This is a genomic window from Pseudocitrobacter vendiensis, from assembly GCF_943590815.1.
Taxonomy (GTDB): Bacteria; Pseudomonadota; Gammaproteobacteria; order Enterobacterales; family Enterobacteriaceae; genus Pseudocitrobacter; species Pseudocitrobacter vendiensis.
The window spans coordinates 129,712-148,823 of record NZ_CALSBS010000001.1 but is presented as its reverse complement, the minus strand read 5'-3'; the positions used below and the strand labels follow the sequence as shown (position 1 = coordinate 148,823).

The window sequence follows — 19,112 nt, the reverse complement described above, 5'->3', positions numbered from 1 at the left end:
TGATTTTTGTCACCAAATATCGCTATACCCCCTCCCTTTTGCTGGCTAACTCGCAAAACTTATTTTATCATTCAAAAAATCAAAGCGGATTGACCCCTTGTTACCGTGAAAGTGCGTTACGCTTTAAGATAAGCATTCGTCAATCCACGACCTTTTTAAATTAACTATAGAGGTGAACAATGAGACTGATTCCCCTGGCTACAGCAGAACAAGTGGGCAAATGGGCCGCGCGTCATATCGTTAACCGCATCAACGCGTTCAACCCTACCGCCGATCGTCCGTTCGTGCTGGGTCTGCCGACTGGCGGCACACCGCTGACTGCCTATAAAGCACTGGTAGAAATGCATAAAGCGGGCCAGGTTAGCTTCAAGCACGTTGTGACGTTCAACATGGACGAATACGTGGGCCTGCCGAAAGAGCATCCGGAAAGCTATCACAGCTTCATGCACCGTAATTTCTTCGACCACGTTGATATTCCGGCTGAAAATATTAATTTGCTGAATGGTAACGCCGCAGATATTGACGCAGAATGCCGTCGTTATGAAGAAAAAATTCGTTCTTACGGCAAAATCCACCTGTTTATGGGCGGTGTAGGTAACGATGGTCACATCGCGTTTAACGAACCGGCGTCTTCTCTGGCTTCCCGTACCCGTATCAAAACCCTGACACATGAAACCCGCGTGGCGAACTCCCGTTTCTTTGACGGCGACGTCTCTCTGGTTCCAAAATACGCGCTGACCGTTGGCGTGGGCACCCTGCTGGACGCAGAAGAAGTGATGATTCTGGTGCTGGGCAACCAGAAAGCACAGGCTCTGCAGGCGGCCGTAGAAGGCAACGTCAACCACATGTGGACCATCAGTTGCCTGCAGTTGCATCCGAAAGCCGTTATGGTGTGCGACGAGCCGTCCACGATGGAGCTGAAAGTGAAAACGTTGAAATATTTCAACGAACTGGAAGCGGAAAACATCAAAGGTCTGTAATGTATTATCGCCCTGCGGCATGTGCAGGGCGCTTTTTTAGAAACCCGGGGGTCGTAATGTATGCATTAACTCATGGTCGGATTTACACTGGCCGCGAAATTCTGGATGACCACGCGATTATTATCGCTAATGGCCTTATCGAACGCCTCTGCCCGCTGGCAGAATTACCGTCAGATATTGAACAACGTTCAGTCAACGGCGCCATTATTGCCCCTGGTTTTATCGACGTTCAGCTGAATGGCTGCGGCGGCGTGCAGTTCAACGATACGGCAGAAGCCGTGAGCGTTGAAACGCTGGAAATCATGCAGAAAGCCAACGAAAAATCGGGCTGCACCAGCTACCTGCCAACGCTGATTACCTGCAGCGACGATCTCATGAAACAGGGCGTGCGCGTGATGCGCGAGTACCTGACCAAACATCCTAATCAGGCGCTGGGCCTTCATCTCGAAGGGCCGTGGCTGAACATTATTAAAAAAGGCACACATAATCCGGCCTATATCCGCAAACCAGAAGCGTCGCTGGTCGACTTCCTGTGTGAGAACGCGGATGTGATTACTAAAATCACCCTGGCGCCGGAAATGGTAGAACCTGAGGTAATTCGTAAACTGGTTGCCGCAGGCATTGTGATCTCTGCCGGTCACTCCAATGCGACGCTGGAAGAAGCAAAAACCGGCTTCCGTGCGGGCATTACGTTTGCTACCCACCTTTATAACGCGATGCCGTACATCAGTGGCCGCGAACCGGGTCTGGCGGGCGCCATTTTTGACAATGCTGACGTCTACTGCGGGATCATCGCCGATGGCCTGCACGTCAACTACGCCAACATCCGTAACGCCAAACACCTGAAAGGTGAAAAATTGTGTCTGGTGACAGACGCTACCGCGCCAGCAGGTGCAAACATTGATCAGTTCATTTTTGCTGGTAAAACAATATACTACCGTAACGGTTTGTGCGTAGATGAAAACGGCACACTGAGCGGCTCCTCTTTAACCATGATTGAAGGGGTTCGCAACCTGGTTGAGCACTGCGGTATTGCGCTCGACGAAGTGCTGCGCATGGCCACGCTCTACCCGGCTCGCGCAATTGGCGTCGATAGCCATTTGGGCCAGATTGCCCCGGGCATGACCGCAAACCTGACCGCGTTCACACGCGATTATAAAATCACCAAGACCATCGTTAATGGTAACGAGGTCGTTAACTGAGTAAGCGAAAGTATGACATCAGGCGGACAAGCTCAAATTGGTAATGTTGACCTCGTAAAACAGCTTAACAGTGCGGCCGTTTACCGCCTGATTGACCAGCATGGGCCAATCTCGCGCATTCAGATCGCCGAACAGAGCCAGCTTGCTCCCGCCAGCGTAACCAAAATTACGCGTCAGCTTATTGAGCGCGGATTGATTAAAGAAGTCGATCAACAGGCCTCCACCGGGGGCCGCCGCGCTATCTCTATCGTCACTGAAACCCGCAATTTCCACACTATCGGCGTGCGCCTGGGGCGTCACGACGCGACGCTCACCCTTTACGATCTCAGCAGCAAAGCGGTGGCTGAAGAGCACTATCCGCTTCCAGAACGCACTCAGGAAACCCTGGAACACGCGCTGCTCAATACCATCGCCACCTTTATAGAAACCTGCCAGCGCAAAATTCGCGAGCTTATTGCTATTTCCGTGATTTTGCCCGGTCTGGTTGATCCGGAAAGCGGCGTGATCCGCTATATGCCGCACATTGCGGTGGAAAACTGGGGGTTGGTTGGCGCGCTGGAAAAACGCTTTAACGTCACCTGTTTTGTCGGCCACGATATTCGCAGCCTTGCGCTGGCGGAGCACTATTTCGGTGCAAGTCAGGATTGTGAAGACTCTATTCTGGTGCGCGTGCACCGGGGGACCGGGGCGGGCATCATCTCTAACGGGCGGATTTTTATTGGCCGTAATGGGAACGTCGGTGAAATTGGGCATATTCAGGTCGACCCGCTCGGCGAGCGTTGCCACTGCGGTAACTTCGGCTGTCTGGAGACCGTTGCCGCCAACGCCGCGATTGAACACCGCGTCCGTCACCTGTTAGAACAAGGCTATCAGAGCCGTTTGACGCTGGATGATTGCAATATCAAAACCATCTGCAAAGCCGCCAATAAAGGCGATGCGCTGGCAACGGAAGTGGTTGAGCATGTAGGACGCCACTTGGGTAAAACCATCGCCATTGCTATTAACCTGTTCAACCCGCAGAAAATCGTCATTGCCGGGGAAATTACCGAGGCGGAGCGTGTTCTGCTGCCCGCCATTGAAGGCTGCATTAACACCCAGGCGCTGAAAGCGTTTCGCAAAAATCTGCCAGTGGTGCGCTCCACGCTCGATCACCGCTCCGCGATTGGCGCGTTTGCGCTGGTTAAGCGCGCGATGCTCAACGGCATTCTGTTGCAGCATTTGCTGGAAGGTTAATCCTCTTGCGCGCAGGCGGCCTCTCGCAAGGCAGCCTGCGTAATTCCGTGTATAATTACGCCTCTTTCAGACCATGTCAGGTAGTCCATGACCATTCAGAATGTAATTTGTGATATCGACGGCGTGCTGATGCACGATAACGTGGCCGTACCGGGTGCCGCAGAATTTCTAACTCGAATTCTGGAGAAAGGCCTGCCGCTGGTACTGTTGACCAACTATCCCTCCCAAACCGGGCAAGACCTGGCGAACCGTTTCGCCACCGCAGGCGTAGACGTGCCAGATAGCGTGTTTTACACCTCGGCGATGGCAACCGCGGATTTCCTGCGTCGTCAGGAAGGGAAAAAAGCCTACGTTGTTGGCGAAGGCGCGCTGATCCACGAACTCTACAAAGCCGGTTTTACCATTACCGATGTGAACCCGGATTTCGTAATTGTGGGCGAAACCCGCTCCTATAACTGGGAAATGATGCATAAAGCGGCCTTCTTCGTCGCCAACGGCGCACGCTTTATTGCCACCAACCCGGACACCCACGGTCGCGGTTTTTACCCGGCCTGCGGCGCACTGTGCGCGGGTATCGAAAAAATTTCCGGTCGCAAACCGTTCTACGTGGGCAAACCCAGCCCGTGGATTATCCGCGCCGCGCTGAACAAAATGCAGGCGCACTCCGAGCAGACAGTGATCGTTGGCGATAACCTGCGTACCGATATTCTGGCGGGCTTCCAGGCCGGTCTGGAGACCATTCTGGTGCTCTCTGGCGTCTCGACGCTGGACGATATCGACAGCATGCCGTTCCGCCCATCGTGGATTTATCCGTCGGTCGCGGAAATCGATGTGATTTAAGATTTATGTTGCCGGGTTACACTTCGCTTATCCGGCAACACCCGCAAACATAGATTCATTTAATAAAACCGCTATTTTATTATCGAATCATCAATTTTGTAGGTTAATACCTGTCCGTTTTTCAGCATCCAACAACTCCTGTTGCACTATTTCTTTTTCAGCCCCTAAAACGCTTGCGCCCTTTCGCGCTTTACGGCATTTTTTATCCCATAGCCACAACAATTTCACGACATTACAGGGTTAACGGAGAAGTCTATGTGTTCGATTTTTGGTGTACTGGATATTAAAACTGACGCGGGCGAGCTGCGTAAAAAAGCGCTTGAGCTCTCCCGCCTGATGCGCCATCGCGGCCCGGACTGGTCCGGTATTTATGCGTGCGACAAAGCCATTCTGGCGCACGAACGTCTGTCGATTGTTGACGTCAACGCCGGTGCGCAGCCGCTGTATAACGAAAAGAAAACGCATGCGCTGGCCGTGAACGGTGAAATCTATAACCATCAGGCACTGCGCGCGGAATACGCTGACCGCTACCAGTTTCAGACCGGTTCTGACTGCGAAGTGATCCTCGCGCTGTATCAGGAAAAAGGCCCGGAATTCCTTGACGATTTGCAGGGGATGTTTGCCTTCGCGCTCTACGATAGCGAAAAAGACGCCTACCTGATTGGCCGCGACCACATCGGCATTATCCCGCTGTATATGGGTTACGACGAATTCGGTAACTTCTATGTTGCCTCTGAAATGAAAGCGCTGACCCCGGTTTGCCGTACCATCAAAGAGTTCCCGGCTGGCAGTTACCTGTGGAGCAAAGATGGCGAAATTCGTCAGTATTATCAGCGTGACTGGTTTGACTATGACGCAGTGAAAGACAACGTTACTGATAAAAACGAACTGCGCCAGGCGCTGGAAGAGTCCGTAAAAAGCCACCTGATGTCTGACGTGCCTTACGGCGTCCTGCTCTCCGGTGGTCTGGATTCCTCCGTGATTTCCGCCATCACTAAAAAATTCGCCGCACGTCGCGTGGAAGATGGGGAACGCTCCGAAGCCTGGTGGCCGCAACTGCACTCCTTTGCGGTTGGCCTGGAAGGATCTCCTGACCTGAAAGCCGCGCAGGAAGTGGCAAACCACCTCGGCACCGTGCACCATGAAATTCACTTCACCGTGCAGGAAGGTCTGGATGCCATTCGTGATGTTATCTATCACATCGAAACGTATGATGTAACGACCATTCGCGCCTCGACGCCGATGTATTTAATGTCGCGCAAAATCAAAGCGATGGGTATCAAAATGGTGCTCTCTGGCGAAGGTTCTGACGAAGTGTTTGGCGGTTATCTTTACTTCCACAAAGCGCCAAACGCGAAAGAGCTGCACGAAGAGACCGTACGTAAATTGCAGGCACTGCACATGTACGACTGTGCACGCGCCAACAAAGCAATGTCGGCCTGGGGCGTGGAAGCACGCGTACCGTTCCTGGATAAAAAATTCCTCGACGTGGCGATGCGTATTAACCCGCAGGATAAAATGTGCGGCAACGGCAAAATGGAAAAACACGTTCTGCGTGAATGTTTTGAATCCTACCTGCCGGCAAGCGTGGCATGGCGCCAGAAAGAGCAGTTCTCTGATGGCGTAGGCTACAGCTGGATTGACACACTGAAAGAAGTGGCGGCGAAACAGGTTACCGACCAGCAGCTGGAAACCGCACACTTCCGCTTCCCCTACAACACGCCGGGCTCTAAAGAGGGTTACCTGTACCGCGAAATCTTCGAAGAGTTGTTCCCGGTGCCAAGCGCAGCGGAATGCGTGCCGGGCGGCCCGTCAGTCGCGTGCTCTTCTGCGAAAGCGATTGAGTGGGATGAAGCGTTCAAAACCATGGACGATCCGTCTGGTCGCGCGGTGGGCGTTCACCAGTCAGCCTACAAATAACAGCGTTTTGTGAAATGCCCCGGCCCACAAGCCGGGGTTTTTTATTACTGTTTTTTCGTATCCTGTTCCAGGTACGCTGTCAGGAAATGTTCCGCGTTAGCACCCGATCCGTTAGAAAGTTCCTCGCTATAGTTGATCCACCCGTTGGATTGCTCATCGGGAATATAGAGGTTACCGCTGCCTTCTTTAATGCGCACCAGTTCAAACGGTTTCCCTTTTATTTCAGCGGTATAGCTTTTCTCACCGTCTCGCGTAATTTGAACTTTGCAGCGGAAAATACGCCCGTCAATGTCGTTATCGACATGCGAAACCTGCACTAACGCTTCATTCGCTTCGCGTGGCCCAATGCGCATCAGCCAGACAACGGCACCTTCTTGCCCGCGATAAGCCTGCACATATTTGCTGGTTTCCGGCCGAGCCTGATCGGCAAACGCGGACTGCATCAGGAAAAAAACACCTAAAAAAGCGGTTATCAAACGCAACATACTATTCCCTCAATAATGTAGCGATGGGGAGTTCCCCTCATGGTCGTGACAAATGTACAGGCGCAAGGCTTCCTGCCCTGACAAATTTGGCGGCGTTAGTATTTCACAGAGCAATTTATCAACACTATTGATGGAATCCGAATTTCATCCTTTACACTGAAATAACAGCTTCATGCCGTGGATAAAAACACGAAGCAACCAATTTTTGCCGAATATTCCATCACGCTGTTCGCAACCTAACCAAACAGTCACATTCCGGCAATTTTCCGTGAAAAAGAGGTTGACGCTACAAGGCTCAATACGCATAATGCGCCCCGCAACGCCGATAAGGTAACGCGAAAAAAAGATGGCTACGTAGCTCAGTTGGTTAGAGCACATCACTCATAATGATGGGGTCACAGGTTCGAATCCCGTCGTAGCCACCATCTTTTTTTGCGGGAGTGGCGAAATTGGTAGACGCACCAGATTTAGGTTCTGGCGCCGCAAGGTGTGCGAGTTCAAGTCTCGCCTCCCGCACCATTCACCAGTAAGCGTTGCACGGATGGGGTATCGCCAAGCGGTAAGGCACCGGTTTTTGATACCGGCATTCCCTGGTTCGAATCCAGGTACCCCAGCCATTTTTTCTTCGATATTTGCGGTTAACCGCGACGGTATTGGGGTATCGCCAAGCGGTAAGGCACCGGTTTTTGATACCGGCATTCCCTGGTTCGAATCCAGGTACCCCAGCCATCGAAGAAAGCAGTAAATTGGCTACGTAGCTCAGTTGGTTAGAGCACATCACTCATAATGATGGGGTCACAGGTTCGAATCCCGTCGTAGCCACCAAATTAGAAATTTATCGATCACTTCGGTAAATTAGCAAGAATTGTTGGGGTATCGCCAAGCGGTAAGGCTCTGGTTTCTGATACCAGCATTCCGAGGTTCGAATCCTCGTACCCCAGCCATATTTAAAAGACGTTCAGATTGTGAACGCGCCCTGTTGGGGTATCGCCAAGCGGTAAGGCACCGGATTCTGATTCCGGCATTCCGAGGTTCGAATCCTCGTACCCCAGCCACATAAAACAAAAAAGCTCGCTTCGGCGGGCTTTTTTGTTTTATGAAATCCGAAAAAAATCCCGCCCCGTAGAAGCCGTCAGCGCCTGGTGATACATTGCCCGCTTTCACAGCTAATGGATTTAGCAATGGACGCTGATCTTTACTCTCCCTTTCTGCAAAAAGTTGTCATTTGTCTTGTGGCGCTAATTTGCATCATTCTTGCAAACTACGGTATCTCTGCGCCCGTATTTTACGTTTTTTTTATCGGTATCATTTTTCCCGTCATCATATCCATGCGATTACATCGGCTCAGCGAAGCCGGCACGGCGCTAATGATCACCGCCGATTTACACTGGACACAATACATTCATGGTTTTCCAGCCCAGGAGCGGCTTCAGGTATTAAAAAATCCCTGTTTCTGGTCCCCTCAAAGACTCAAAGCATTTTTTATGTCGGGCATCACAGGCAAACTTATAATTCAATGCATCACTATTGCCATTCTGGTACTTGAATATGCCCCTTCCCCTGAGCCCTCTATGAAAGAGTCACTCGCCGCTATAGTACTGATGTTTATCGTGTATAAAATGAGTCGTAATCTCTGGACGCTTTATCTCATTGCGGCCGGTAACTGGCAGTGCGAAACCCTGATGACCGAGAGTGGAAGTCTCTGGTATCAGGGTTTTGTGAAAAAGGGGAAGAAACGCGTCACGCTTTTTTCGCGCCTTGTATAGCCCGTGCGCTACACGCCTAACGCATACTTCAGCGCCTGACGTTTTAACACGCCTGCGCGCTGGGCGGCCATCAGCCCGAGATTCCGCACCACTTTCAGCGGGCTGAGATCGTTGCTAAAGCCGGCATAGAAGAGATCCATCCCGGACTGCATCAGCAGATTATCCGCACGACGGCGCGCCTGATAGCGCTTCAGCACCGTTTCACTGGCCCAATCTTCGGCATAACCGCGCGCATTCGCCAGCACGTCAATCAGCGCATCCATATCACGATAGCCCAGATTCACTCCCTGCCCCGCCAGCGGATGAATGGTATGCGCCGCATCGCCCACCAGCGCCAGCCCCGGCTGGATATATTGCAACGCATGGCGACGTGTCAGTGGGAACGAACCCGCGGCAACCGGCGTGACATGTCCTAAACGCTGCGGAAAATGAGTATGAATTTCCTGTTGCAGCTGCGTCATGGTGAGCGTCTGCAACTGGCGAATCCGTGCTGGCGTGTCATACCACACCAGCGATGCCCAGTGTTCAAAGAGCGGTAAAAACGCGCGCGGCCCGGTAGGTGAAAACTGCTGCCAGGTGCTGTCGCCCGGATCGTTCTCGCACTGTACGGTGATCAGCATGCAGGATTGCGGATATTGCCAGCCATGTGTGCCAATGCCAGCCATCTGACGTACCTGGGAAAATGCGCCGTCCGCACCAATCACCAGACGTGCGGACAACGTTTCGCCTTCTGCCAGCGTCACTACACGTCGCCCGGCGACCATCGTCATTGCGCTGAGGGTTTGACCCGTTTTCAGCGTGACCTGCGGATGTGCCTCAAGCACCTGCCACAGCGCCAGCTGTAAGACGTTGTTCTCTACCATATAACCCAACTGCGGCAACTTCAGCTCAGCGGCATCAAATACCACGTGCGCGTTTTGCCACTCCCAGGTCTCCAGACGACGCCAGGCATGCACGCGCATCGCCTGAATCGCATCCCAGACGTCGAGCCCGCGCAGAAGCGATACCGACGCGGCGCTGATAGCCGAAATACGCACATCGGGCGGCGATGCCGGATCAAACGCAACAGGCGCGGATTTCTCCAGCACGGTGACGGAGAACCCTTCACGCACCAGCCCTAACGCCAGTGCGCCGCCGACCATCCCACCGCCTACCACAACGATGTCTGTTTGCTGAATTGTCATAGTCAATTATCCTTAACCGTTAATGCGTTAAGTTTACCGGATTTTGCGCCGCTTGAGGTCATACTGGTCACAACCGCGTCAAAGCATTACAATACGCGCCCTGCATTCCTGGCTATTTCCCCGCCATTTTCGGGGGTTAAACATTTGAGCAAGAGCAAGTCGATGACAAAAAAACTCCATATTAAAACCTGGGGCTGTCAGATGAATGAGTACGATTCATCCAGGATGGCCGATCTGCTGGATGCCACTCACGGGTATCAACTCACTGATGTGGCTGAAGAAGCGGATGTGCTGCTGTTGAATACCTGCTCTATCCGCGAGAAGGCACAGGAAAAAGTTTTCCACCAATTAGGCCGCTGGAAATTATTAAAGGAAAAAAATCCGAAGCTGATTATTGGTGTGGGCGGCTGCGTGGCCTCTCAGGAAGGAAAACTGATCCGCCAGCGTGCACATTACGTCGATATTATTTTTGGCCCGCAGACCTTACACCGCCTGCCTGAGATGATTGATACCGTGCGTGGCAACCGCCGCCCGGTCATCGATGTCAGCTTCCCGGAAATCGAGAAGTTTGACCGTCTGCCGGAACCGCGCGCAGAAGGCCCGACCGCCTTCGTCTCCATCATGGAAGGCTGCAACAAATATTGTACTTACTGCGTGGTGCCGTATACCCGTGGTGAAGAAGTGAGCCGTCCGTGCGACGATATTCTGTTTGAAGTGGCGCAACTGGCGGCACAAGGCGTGCGTGAGATTCACCTGCTCGGCCAGAACGTTAACGCCTGGCGTGGTGAGAACTATGACGGCACGACCGGTTCATTCTCCGAACTGCTGCGCCTGGTCGCCGCTATCGACGGTATCGACCGCCTGCGTTTCACCACCAGCCACCCAATCGAATTTACCGACGATATTATCGATGTGTATCGCGATACGCCGGAACTGGTGAGTTTCCTGCATCTGCCGGTCCAGTGTGGTTCCGACCGCGTACTGAACCTGATGGGCCGCACGCACACCGTGCTGGAGTACAAATCGATTATCCGCAAACTGCGCGCCGCGCGTCCGGATATTCAGATTAGCTCTGACTTTATTGTCGGCTTCCCCGGTGAAACGACGCAGGACTTCGAGCAAACCATGAAACTGATTGGCGAAGTCAATTTCGACGTTAGCTACAGCTTTATTTTCTCTGCACGCCCGGGTACGCCAGCCGCCGATATGGTTGACGACGTGCCGGAAGAAGAGAAAAAACAGCGTCTGTATATTTTGCAGGAGCGTATCAACCAGCAGGCCATGGCGTGGAGCCGCCGCATGCTCGGCACTACACAACGTATTCTGGTGGAAGGCCTGTCGCGTAAGAGCGTGATGGAACTGACCGGACGCACCGAAAATAACCGTGTGGTGAACTTTGAGGGTACTCCGGATATGGTCGGTAAGTTTGTCGATGTTGAGATTGTGGATGTCTATACCAACTCACTGCGCGGCAAACTGGTGCGCACGGAAGATGAAATGGGGCTACGCGTGGTTGAATCGCCGGAGTCCGTCATCTCTCGAACCCGTAAAGAGAATGACCTGGGCGTCGGTGTCTACCAGCCGTAAACCTTTCGGCCTGCCGCTCCGGCAGGCCTTGTTTTCTCTGCCTTCCACCCAAATATCCATTGCAATGCTTGCGCCTTTATTCGCTGGCGTGAATAATTTCATCAATGATGACCCGATTGTCGGGATGAGCCTAATCGTAGGCCGGATACGCATATCGCCTTCCGGCAAACATGAAAGAGGAACAGTTTGAACATAGACACTCGCGAAATTACGCTGGAACCAGCAGACAACACCCGCCTGCTGAGCCTGTGCGGCCCGTTTGATGACAACATCAAACAGCTTGAGCGGCGATTGGGCATCGAAATCAACCGCCGCGACAACCATTTCAAACTCACCGGACGCGCGATTTGCGTCACCGCAGCGGCAGATATTCTGCGCAGTCTGTATGTCGACACCGCCCCGATGCGCGGTCAGATTCAGGATATCGAACCGGAGCAAATTCATCTCGCGATAAAAGAAGCGCGTGTGCTGGAACAGAGCGCCGAGAGCGTGCCGGAGTACGGTAAAGCCGTCAATATCAAAACCAAGCGCGGCGTGATTAAACCGCGTACGCCGAACCAGGCGCAGTACATCGCCAATATTCTTGACCACGACATCACCTTCGGCGTGGGCCCGGCGGGTACCGGCAAAACCTATCTGGCGGTCGCGGCGGCGGTTGATGCGCTGGAGCGTCAGGACATTCGCCGTATTCTGCTCACTCGACCAGCAGTAGAAGCCGGTGAAAAACTCGGCTTCCTGCCGGGTGATTTGAGCCAGAAAGTTGACCCATATCTGCGCCCGCTTTACGACGCGCTGTTTGAGATGCTCGGCTTCGAGAAAGTGGAAAAACTGATTGAACGTAACGTGATTGAAGTGGCTCCACTGGCCTACATGCGTGGTCGCACACTGAACGATGCCTTTATCATTCTCGATGAGAGCCAGAACACCACTATCGAACAGATGAAGATGTTCCTGACCCGTATCGGCTTTAATTCGAAAGCAGTCATCACCGGCGACGTCACCCAGATTGACCTGCCGCGTAATACTAAATCCGGCCTGCGCCACGCGGTTGAAGTACTGGCAAACGTCGATGAAATTAGCTTTAACTTCTTCCACAGCGAAGACGTGGTCCGTCACCCTGTGGTGGCGCGCATCGTTAACGCCTATGAAGCGTGGGAAGAAGCGGAACAAAAACGTAAAGCTGAGCTGGCTGCGGAAAGAAAACGCGAAGCTCAGGAACAGGAGCAGAAATGAGTCAGGTGATCCTCGATCTCCAGTTGGCCTGTGAAGATAACACCGGTCTGCCCGATGAAAGTCAATTTCAGGCATGGCTGGATGCCGTTATCCCGCAATTTCAGGAAGAATCAGAAGTGACGATTCGCCTGGTGGATACCGCTGAAAGCCACGAGCTTAACCTGACCTATCGCGGAATGGACAAGCCGACCAACGTGCTCTCTTTCCCGTTTGAAGCACCGCCGGGAATGGAGATGCCGCTACTGGGCGATCTCATCATCTGCCGTCAGGTGGTTGAACGCGAAGCCAAAGAGCAAAATGTGTCGCTCGATTCCCACTGGGCGCACATGGTAGTGCACGGCAGCCTGCATCTGCTGGGCTACGACCATATCGAAGATGACGAAGCCGAAGAGATGGAAGGCATCGAAACGGAGATAATGCTTGCTCTGGGCTATGAGGATCCGTACATTGCCGAGAAAGAGTAACTGCCGGGCTTCGGCCCGACGGTATTTTATTGCCGTCTAACGCTGAGTTTGCGCGTGACGGCCCTGATTAACTAACCATGAGAACCCAAACGACGCCATGAGCGACGACAATTCACACAGTAGTGACACAGTAAGCAGCAAAAAGGGATTTTTCTCCCTCTTACTCAGCCAGCTTTTCCACGGTGAACCGAAAAACCGCGATGAACTGCTGGAGCTGATCCGTGATTCCGGGCAGAACGACCTTATCGACGAAGATACGCGCGATATGCTCGAAGGGGTGATGGACATCGCCGACCAGCGCGTTCGCGATATCATGATCCCGCGTTCCCAGATGATTACCCTGAAACGTAACCAGACCCTTGATGAATGTCTCGACGTCATCATCGAATCTGCGCACTCCCGTTTCCCGGTGATTAGCGAAGACAAAGATCACATCGAAGGGATTTTGATGGCCAAAGACTTGCTGCCGTTTATGCGCAGCGATGCCGAAGCCTTCAGCATGGACAAAGTGTTACGCCAGGCGGTTGTCGTACCTGAGAGCAAACGGGTTGACCGGATGCTCAAGGAGTTCCGCTCACAGCGCTATCACATGGCGATTGTTATCGATGAGTTTGGCGGCGTTTCCGGCCTCGTCACCATCGAAGATATTCTGGAACTGATCGTTGGTGAAATTGAAGATGAGTACGACGAAGAAGATGACATCGACTTCCGTCAGCTCAGCCGCCACACCTGGACGGTGCGCGCGCTGGCCTCAATCGAAGATTTCAACGAAGCCTTCAGTACCCACTTCAGCGATGAAGAAGTCGATACCATCGGCGGGCTGGTGATGCAGGCGTTTGGTCATCTGCCGGCACGCGGCGAGACCATCGACATCGACGGTTACCAATTCAAAGTGGCAATGGCGGACAGCCGCCGTATCATTCAGGTTCATGTCAAACTTCCTGATGACGCGCCACAGCCGAAAATGGAAGACTAAACTAACAGGACATTTCACCTAAATGGTATTTGCCTCTCTTATTGAACGCCAGCGCGTGCGCTTACTGCTGGCGCTGTTATTCGGAGCCAGCGGAACGCTGGCTTTTTCTCCTTATGATATCTGGCCTGCCGCGCTCATCTCATTGATGGGTTTACAGGGGCTCACTTTCAATCGCCGACCGCTGCAAAGTGCCTGGATTGGCTACTTCTGGGGGCTGGGGCTGTTCGGTTCCGGCATTCACTGGATTTACGTCAGTATCGCCCAGTTTGGCGGTATGCCCGGGCCGGTGAACGTTTTCCTCGTGGCATTACTGGCCGCGTACATGTCACTTTATACCGGGCTGTTTACCGGTATTCTGTCGCGTCTGTGGCCGAAAGCGAACTGGATCCGTGTCGCCATTGCTGCGCCTGTGGTATGGCAAATCACTGAATTCCTGCGCGGCTGGGTGCTGACCGGCTTCCCATGGTTGCAGTTTGGCTACAGTCAGATTGATGGCCCGCTGAAAGGCATTGCGCCGATTATGGGCGTGGAAGCGATCAACTTCCTGCTGATGTCAGTCAGCGGTCTGCTGGTACTTGCTGCCTGCACCCGCAACTGGCGTCCGGCGGTAATCGCCATCGTGCTCTTCGCGCTGCCCTTCCCGCTGCGTTACATTCAGTGGTATCAGCTTGAGCCACAGCGCGCGACGCAGGTTTCTCTGGTACAGGGCGATATCGCGCAGTCATTAAAATGGGATGAAAATCAGCTGATTAATACGCTGAAAATTTATCTCGATGCCTCGCAGCCGGAGATGGGCAAATCGCAACTGATTATCTGGCCGGAATCCGCTATTCCGGACCTGGAAATCAATCAGCAGAACTTCCTGCGCATGATGGATGACCTGCTGCGTTCGAAAGACACCACGCTGGTGACCGGTATCGTTGACGCGCGTCTGAATAAACAGAACCGTTACGACACCTACAACACCATCATCACGTTGGGTAAAGATAGCCCGTACAGCTACGAATCGAGAAATCGCTACAATAAAAACCACCTGGTCCCGTTTGGTGAGTTTGTTCCGCTGGAATCGATTCTGCGCCCACTGGCACCGTTCTTCGACCTGCCGATGTCATCCTTTAGCCGAGGCGCATACGTTCAGCCGCAGCTGCTGGCGCACAACCTGAGGCTGACAGCGGCGATTTGCTACGAGATTATTCTCGGCGAGCAGGTACGCGATAACTTCCGTCCGGATACAGACTTCCTGCTGACCATCTCTAACGATGCGTGGTTTGGTAAGTCTATCGGCCCGTGGCAGCACTTCCAGATGGCGCGCATGCGTTCGCTGGAGCTGGCACGTCCGTTGCTGCGCAGCACCAACAACGGCATCACCGCCGTGATTGGTCCGCAGGGTGAGATTCAGGCGATGATCCCGCAGTTCACTCGTCAGGTATTAACCACCTCCGTGACGCCAACGACCGGCTTAACACCGTATGCACGTACCGGCAACTGGCCGCTGTGGGTGCTCACCGCGCTGTTTGGCTTTGGTGCGCTGGTGATGAGTTTGCGTCAGCGTCGCAAGTAACCGCTTCCCCCCCTCACCCTAACACTCTCCCACAGGGAGAGGGGACTGTTCGAACCCATTTTATGAGCCCTGCGCTGGTTTTCTCCCTCTCCCTGTGGGAGAGGGCCGGGGTGAGGGCATCAGCGCGCACATCTCCCCCTCCATCCTGGCACGCCAATTGCTTAATAAACACAGGCAGTAACGAATTCTGCATGAGCGCAACCCGGTAGCACCAAAACGAATCATCGGTAGCACCTCTACAGTGCAATCTGCGATTTTTGCCTCAAAATGGTGCGGAGCAGTTCGCAAAAATAAACAATAAATCAGCAAATTCTTTACATCAAGCCACACTAAATGTTAACAAACACAGATAACGCTGCACGCTGAAATTGCAGACGATAACAACACAAACATCACTATGGGTATCTATGCGCCGATGGCGCAGAGGATAAAGGAGTTGGATATGCAATTACGTAAACTGACCGCTGCTATGCTGGCGATGGGATTATGCGCCGGGCTGGCACACGCAGAAGATGCACCAGCGGCAGGTAGCACCCTGGACAAAATCGCCAAAAACGGCGTGATCGTTGTCGGGCACCGTGAATCTTCCGTTCCGTTCTCTTACTACGACAACCAGCAAAAAGTGGTCGGCTATTCTCAGGATTACTCCAACGCCATCGTTGAAGCCGTAAAGAAGAAGCTGAACAAACCTGACCTTCAGGTCAAACTGATTCCTATCACCTCTCAAAACCGTATCCCGTTGCTGCAAAACGGTACCTTTGATTTTGAGTGTGGCTCTACCACCAACAACCTCGAACGTCAGAAACAAGCGGCCTTCTCCGACACTATTTTCGTTGTGGGTACGCGTCTGTTGACCAAAAAAGGCGGCGACATTAAAGACTTCGCGGACCTGAAAGGCAAAGCGGTGGTTGTAACTTCCGGTACCACCTCTGAAATTCTGCTGCATAAGCTGAATGACGAACAGAAGATGGATATGCGCATCATCAGCGCCAAAGACCACGGTGACTCCTTCCGTACCCTGGAAAGCGGTCGCGCGGTGGCGTTTATGATGGATGATGCCCTGCTGGCCGGTGAGCGCGCGAAAGCGAAGAAACCAGACAACTGGGAAATCGTCGGCAAGCCCCAGTCGCAGGAAGCCTACGGCTGTATGCTGCGTAAAAACGACCCGGACTTCAAAAAGCTGATGGATGACACCATCGCCCAGGCGCAAACATCTGGTGAGGCCGCGAAATGGTTTGAGAAGTGGTTCAAAAACCCAATTCCACCGAAAAACCTGAACATGAACTTTGAACTGTCTGACGAAATGAAGGCCCTGTTTAAAGAACCGAATGACAAAGCTCTGAACTAATTATAACAACCAGGGCGGGACTACCTGCCCTCTCGATTGTTGAATAGCACGGACAGACTACAGGTCTGGCGGTCGTTCCCCGCCAGGCCCGAATATCGCAGTACGCCGTTCACCAATCTTCGAGGGTAGCACTGCTACCCTTTTTTTTCTGGAGTAGATTTATGTCAATAGACTGGAACTGGGGGATCTTTCTTCAGCAAGCCCCGTTCGGCAACACCACCTATCTTGGCTGGCTTTGGAGTGGTTTTCAGGTCACCGTCGCCTTGTCGATTACCGCCTGGATTATCGCCTTCTTCGTTGGCTCTCTGTTCGGCATCCTGCGTACCGTTCCTAACCGTTTCCTCTCCGGAATCGGCACCCTGTACGTTGAACTGTTCCGTAACGTTCCGCTGATCGTGCAGTTCTTTACCTGGTATCTGGTGGTGCCAGAATTGCTGCCGGAAGATCTGGGAATGTGGTTTAAAGCAGAGCTGGACCCTAACATTCAGTTCTTCCTTTCATCAATGATTTGTCTTGGCCTCTTTACCGCGGCACGCGTGTGTGAGCAGGTACGCGCGGCGATTCAGTCCCTACCGCGCGGGCAGAAAAACGCCGGTCTGGCGATGGGTTTAACGCTGCCGCAAACGTACCGTTACGTGCTGCTGCCGAACGCCTACCGCGTGATTGTGCCACCGATGACCTCAGAGATGATGAACCTGGTGAAAAACTCCGCTATCGCCTCCACCATCGGTCTGGTCGATATGGCCGCGCAGGCAGGCAAACTGCTGGATTACTCAGCGCATGCCTGGGAATCGTTCACTGCAATCACCCTTGCTTATGTCTTGATCAACGCCTTCATTATGCTGGTGATGACCCTGGTAGAACGTAAAGTTCGCCTGCCGGGCAATATGGGAGGCAAATAATGTACGAGTTTGACTGGAGTTCTATCGTTCCTTCCCTACCCTATCTGCTTGCCGGGCTGGTAGTGACGCTGAAAATTACCGTGACGGCGGTGATCGTCGGTATCGTTTGGGGCACTATCCTTGCAGTGATGCGCCTGTCGACATTTGCGCCCATCTCCTGGTTTGCCAAAACCTACGTTAACGTTTTCCGCTCCATTCCGCTGGTGATGGTGCTGCTGTGGTTTTACCTCATCGTGCCGGGGCTGTTGCAGGATGTGCTGGGGCTGTCACCGAAAACCGATATCCGCCTGATCTCCGCCATGGTAGCGTTCTCAATGTTTGAAGCCGCCTACTATTCGGAAATTATTCGCGCCGGTATCCAGAGTATTTCGCGCGGTCAGTCCAGCGCTGCGCTGGCGCTCGGGATGACCCATTGGCAGTCGATGAAGCTCATCATTCTGCCGCAGGCGTTCCGCGCCATGGTGCCGCTGCTGCTCACCCAGGGGATCGTCCTGTTCCAGGATACCTCCCTGGTGTACGTCTTAAGTCTTGCCGACTTCTTCCGTACCGCGTCCACCATCGGTGAGCGTGACGGAACCCAGGTCGAAATGATCCTGTTTGCCGGCGCCGTTTATTTTGTGATTAGCCTGAGTGCTTCGTTGTTGGTCAGCTACTTGAAAAGAAGGACAGCTCAATGATTACCCTGAAAAATGTTTCTAAATGGTATGGTCAATTTCAGGTGCTGACCGACTGCTCCACCGAAGTGAAAAAGGGTGAAGTGGTGGTGGTTTGCGGCCCGTCAGGATCGGGTAAATCGACGCTTATCAAAACCGTTAACGGCCTGGAGCCGGTACAGAAAGGCGAGATCCTGGTGAACGGGATTCAGGTCAACGATAAGAAAACCAACCTCGCGGCGCTGCGCTCAAAGGTTGGGATGGTGTTCCAGCACTTTGAACTGTTCCCACATTTGTCGATTATCGAAAACCTGACGCTGGCACAGGTAAAAGTTCTGAAACGCGATAAAGCAGCCTCGCGCGAAAAAGGGCTGAAACTGCTGGAACGTGTAGGTCTTTCCGCACATGCCAATAAGTTCCCGTCGCAGCTTTCCGGCGGCCAGCAACAACGTGTCGCGATTGCCCGCGCCCTGTGCATGGATCCAGTGGCGATGCTGTTTGACGAACCGACTTCGGCACTCGATCCCGAGATGATCAACGAAGTGCTGGACGTCATGGTTGAACTGGCTAACGAAGGCATGACCATGATGGTGGTGACCCACGAAATGGGCTTTGCCCGTAAAGTGGCGAACCGGGTGATCTTTATGGATGAAGGGAAAATCGTCGAAGACTCCGAGAAAGAGGCCTTCTTCGCCAACCCGAAATCAGAACGCGCCAAAGACTTCCTGGCGAAAATACTGCATTAATCTTTTCGGCGCGCGCTTCAGAGTGCGCGCCG

At 53.1% G+C, this 19,112-nt stretch carries 17 protein-coding genes and 7 tRNA genes; 22 read left to right on the top strand and 2 right to left on the bottom strand.

Going from position 1 to position 19,112, the window contains the following annotated elements; translation table 11 throughout:
• Window positions 1–179: 179 nt before the first annotated feature.
• The 5 genes from nagB (at window position 180) to asnB (ending at window position 6,175) form a co-directional block, all read left to right on the top strand.
• Complete coding sequence (nagB, locus tag NMC31_RS00700; RefSeq protein ID WP_015965356.1) at window positions 180–980, top strand: glucosamine-6-phosphate deaminase; 801 nt, start codon at window positions 180–182, stop codon at window positions 978–980.
• Window positions 981–1,036: 56 nt separating this feature from the next.
• Window positions 1,037–2,182, top strand: coding sequence for an N-acetylglucosamine-6-phosphate deacetylase (nagA, locus tag NMC31_RS00695; protein ID WP_253896632.1), 1,146 nt, complete (start codon window positions 1,037–1,039; stop codon window positions 2,180–2,182).
• A gap of 12 nt (window positions 2,183–2,194) precedes the next feature.
• The gene (gene nagC / locus NMC31_RS00690; protein ID WP_253896631.1) at window positions 2,195–3,415 is read left to right on the top strand and encodes a DNA-binding transcriptional regulator NagC; all 1,221 of its coding nucleotides are present in this window, start codon (window positions 2,195–2,197) and stop codon (window positions 3,413–3,415) included.
• A gap of 87 nt (window positions 3,416–3,502) precedes the next feature.
• Window positions 3,503–4,255, top strand: coding sequence for a ribonucleotide monophosphatase NagD (gene nagD, locus NMC31_RS00685; RefSeq protein ID WP_015965359.1), 753 nt, complete (start codon window positions 3,503–3,505; stop codon window positions 4,253–4,255).
• A gap of 255 nt (window positions 4,256–4,510) precedes the next feature.
• Window positions 4,511–6,175, top strand: a complete 1,665-nt coding sequence (gene asnB, locus NMC31_RS00680) for an asparagine synthase B (RefSeq protein WP_149464396.1) — start codon at window positions 4,511–4,513, stop codon at window positions 6,173–6,175.
• Window positions 6,176–6,219: 44 nt separating this feature from the next.
• Here asnB and NMC31_RS00675 read toward each other — a convergent pair whose 3' ends face one another.
• Window positions 6,220–6,660 carry a hypothetical protein gene (locus NMC31_RS00675; RefSeq protein ID WP_253896630.1) on the bottom strand — a complete coding sequence of 147 codons (441 nt, stop codon included), beginning with the start codon at window positions 6,658–6,660 and terminating at the stop codon, window positions 6,220–6,222.
• Window positions 6,661–7,008: 348 nt separating this feature from the next.
• Here NMC31_RS00675 and NMC31_RS00670 point away from each other — a divergent pair.
• The 8 genes from NMC31_RS00670 to NMC31_RS00635 all read left to right on the top strand — a co-directional run bounded on the left by NMC31_RS00670 (window position 7,009) and on the right by NMC31_RS00635 (window position 8,426).
• Window positions 7,009–7,085: transfer RNA gene (locus tag NMC31_RS00670), tRNA-Met, on the top strand.
• Window positions 7,086–7,094: 9 nt separating this feature from the next.
• Window positions 7,095–7,179 (top strand) — tRNA-Leu (locus NMC31_RS00665).
• Window positions 7,180–7,202: 23 nt separating this feature from the next.
• Window positions 7,203–7,277 (top strand) — tRNA-Gln (locus tag NMC31_RS00660).
• Between the two features lie 37 nt (window positions 7,278–7,314).
• Window positions 7,315–7,389 (top strand) — tRNA-Gln (locus NMC31_RS00655).
• Between the two features lie 19 nt (window positions 7,390–7,408).
• A tRNA-Met gene (locus tag NMC31_RS00650) sits at window positions 7,409–7,485 on the top strand.
• 44 nt (window positions 7,486–7,529) lie between these two features.
• Window positions 7,530–7,604, top strand: a tRNA-Gln gene (locus NMC31_RS00645).
• A gap of 36 nt (window positions 7,605–7,640) precedes the next feature.
• Window positions 7,641–7,715: transfer RNA gene (locus tag NMC31_RS00640), tRNA-Gln, on the top strand.
• Window positions 7,716–7,841: 126 nt separating this feature from the next.
• Window positions 7,842–8,426: a hypothetical protein gene (locus NMC31_RS00635; RefSeq protein WP_253896629.1), complete on the top strand. Its 585-nt coding sequence runs from the start codon at window positions 7,842–7,844 to the stop codon at window positions 8,424–8,426.
• A gap of 8 nt (window positions 8,427–8,434) precedes the next feature.
• Here NMC31_RS00635 and ubiF read toward each other — a convergent pair whose 3' ends face one another.
• Complete coding sequence (ubiF, locus tag NMC31_RS00630) at window positions 8,435–9,610, bottom strand: 3-demethoxyubiquinol 3-hydroxylase (protein WP_253896628.1); 1,176 nt, start codon at window positions 9,608–9,610, stop codon at window positions 8,435–8,437.
• Window positions 9,611–9,772: 162 nt separating this feature from the next.
• Between ubiF and miaB the strand changes: the two genes are divergently transcribed.
• The 9 genes from miaB to NMC31_RS00585 all read left to right on the top strand — a co-directional run bounded on the left by miaB (window position 9,773) and on the right by NMC31_RS00585 (window position 19,080).
• Window positions 9,773–11,197 carry a tRNA (N6-isopentenyl adenosine(37)-C2)-methylthiotransferase MiaB gene (miaB, locus tag NMC31_RS00625; protein ID WP_149464392.1) on the top strand — a complete coding sequence of 475 codons (1,425 nt, stop codon included), beginning with the start codon at window positions 9,773–9,775 and terminating at the stop codon, window positions 11,195–11,197.
• A gap of 186 nt (window positions 11,198–11,383) precedes the next feature.
• On the top strand, window positions 11,384–12,430 hold the full coding sequence (locus NMC31_RS00620; protein WP_253896627.1) for a PhoH family protein: 1,047 nt from the start codon (window positions 11,384–11,386) through the stop codon (window positions 12,428–12,430).
• Window positions 12,427–12,894 (top strand): rRNA maturation RNase YbeY, encoded by a 468-nt coding sequence (gene ybeY, locus NMC31_RS00615; RefSeq protein ID WP_149464390.1) that lies wholly within the window; start codon window positions 12,427–12,429, stop codon window positions 12,892–12,894. Before NMC31_RS00620 ends, ybeY begins: the two co-directional genes overlap by 4 nt.
• A 97-nt stretch (window positions 12,895–12,991) precedes the next feature.
• Window positions 12,992–13,870 (top strand): CNNM family magnesium/cobalt transport protein CorC, encoded by an 879-nt coding sequence (gene corC, locus NMC31_RS00610; RefSeq protein ID WP_015965366.1) that lies wholly within the window; start codon window positions 12,992–12,994, stop codon window positions 13,868–13,870.
• A gap of 22 nt (window positions 13,871–13,892) precedes the next feature.
• Window positions 13,893–15,431 carry an apolipoprotein N-acyltransferase gene (lnt, locus tag NMC31_RS00605; RefSeq protein ID WP_253896626.1) on the top strand — a complete coding sequence of 513 codons (1,539 nt, stop codon included), beginning with the start codon at window positions 13,893–13,895 and terminating at the stop codon, window positions 15,429–15,431.
• Between the two features lie 442 nt (window positions 15,432–15,873).
• On the top strand, window positions 15,874–16,779 hold the full coding sequence (locus tag NMC31_RS00600; protein ID WP_253896625.1) for an amino acid ABC transporter substrate-binding protein: 906 nt from the start codon (window positions 15,874–15,876) through the stop codon (window positions 16,777–16,779).
• A gap of 161 nt (window positions 16,780–16,940) precedes the next feature.
• Entirely contained in the window at window positions 16,941–17,681 is a 741-nt protein-coding gene (gltJ, locus tag NMC31_RS00595) for a glutamate/aspartate ABC transporter permease GltJ (RefSeq protein WP_015965369.1), read from the top strand.
• A complete protein-coding gene (gene gltK, locus NMC31_RS00590; protein WP_253896624.1) occupies window positions 17,681–18,358 on the top strand; it encodes a glutamate/aspartate ABC transporter permease GltK in 678 nt (225 codons plus the stop codon). Before gltJ ends, gltK begins: the two co-directional genes overlap by 1 nt.
• The gene (locus NMC31_RS00585; RefSeq protein ID WP_149464384.1) at window positions 18,355–19,080 is read left to right on the top strand and encodes an amino acid ABC transporter ATP-binding protein; all 726 of its coding nucleotides are present in this window, start codon (window positions 18,355–18,357) and stop codon (window positions 19,078–19,080) included. The genes gltK and NMC31_RS00585 overlap by 4 nt, the downstream gene beginning before the upstream one ends.
• Window positions 19,081–19,112: the final 32 nt, after the last annotated feature.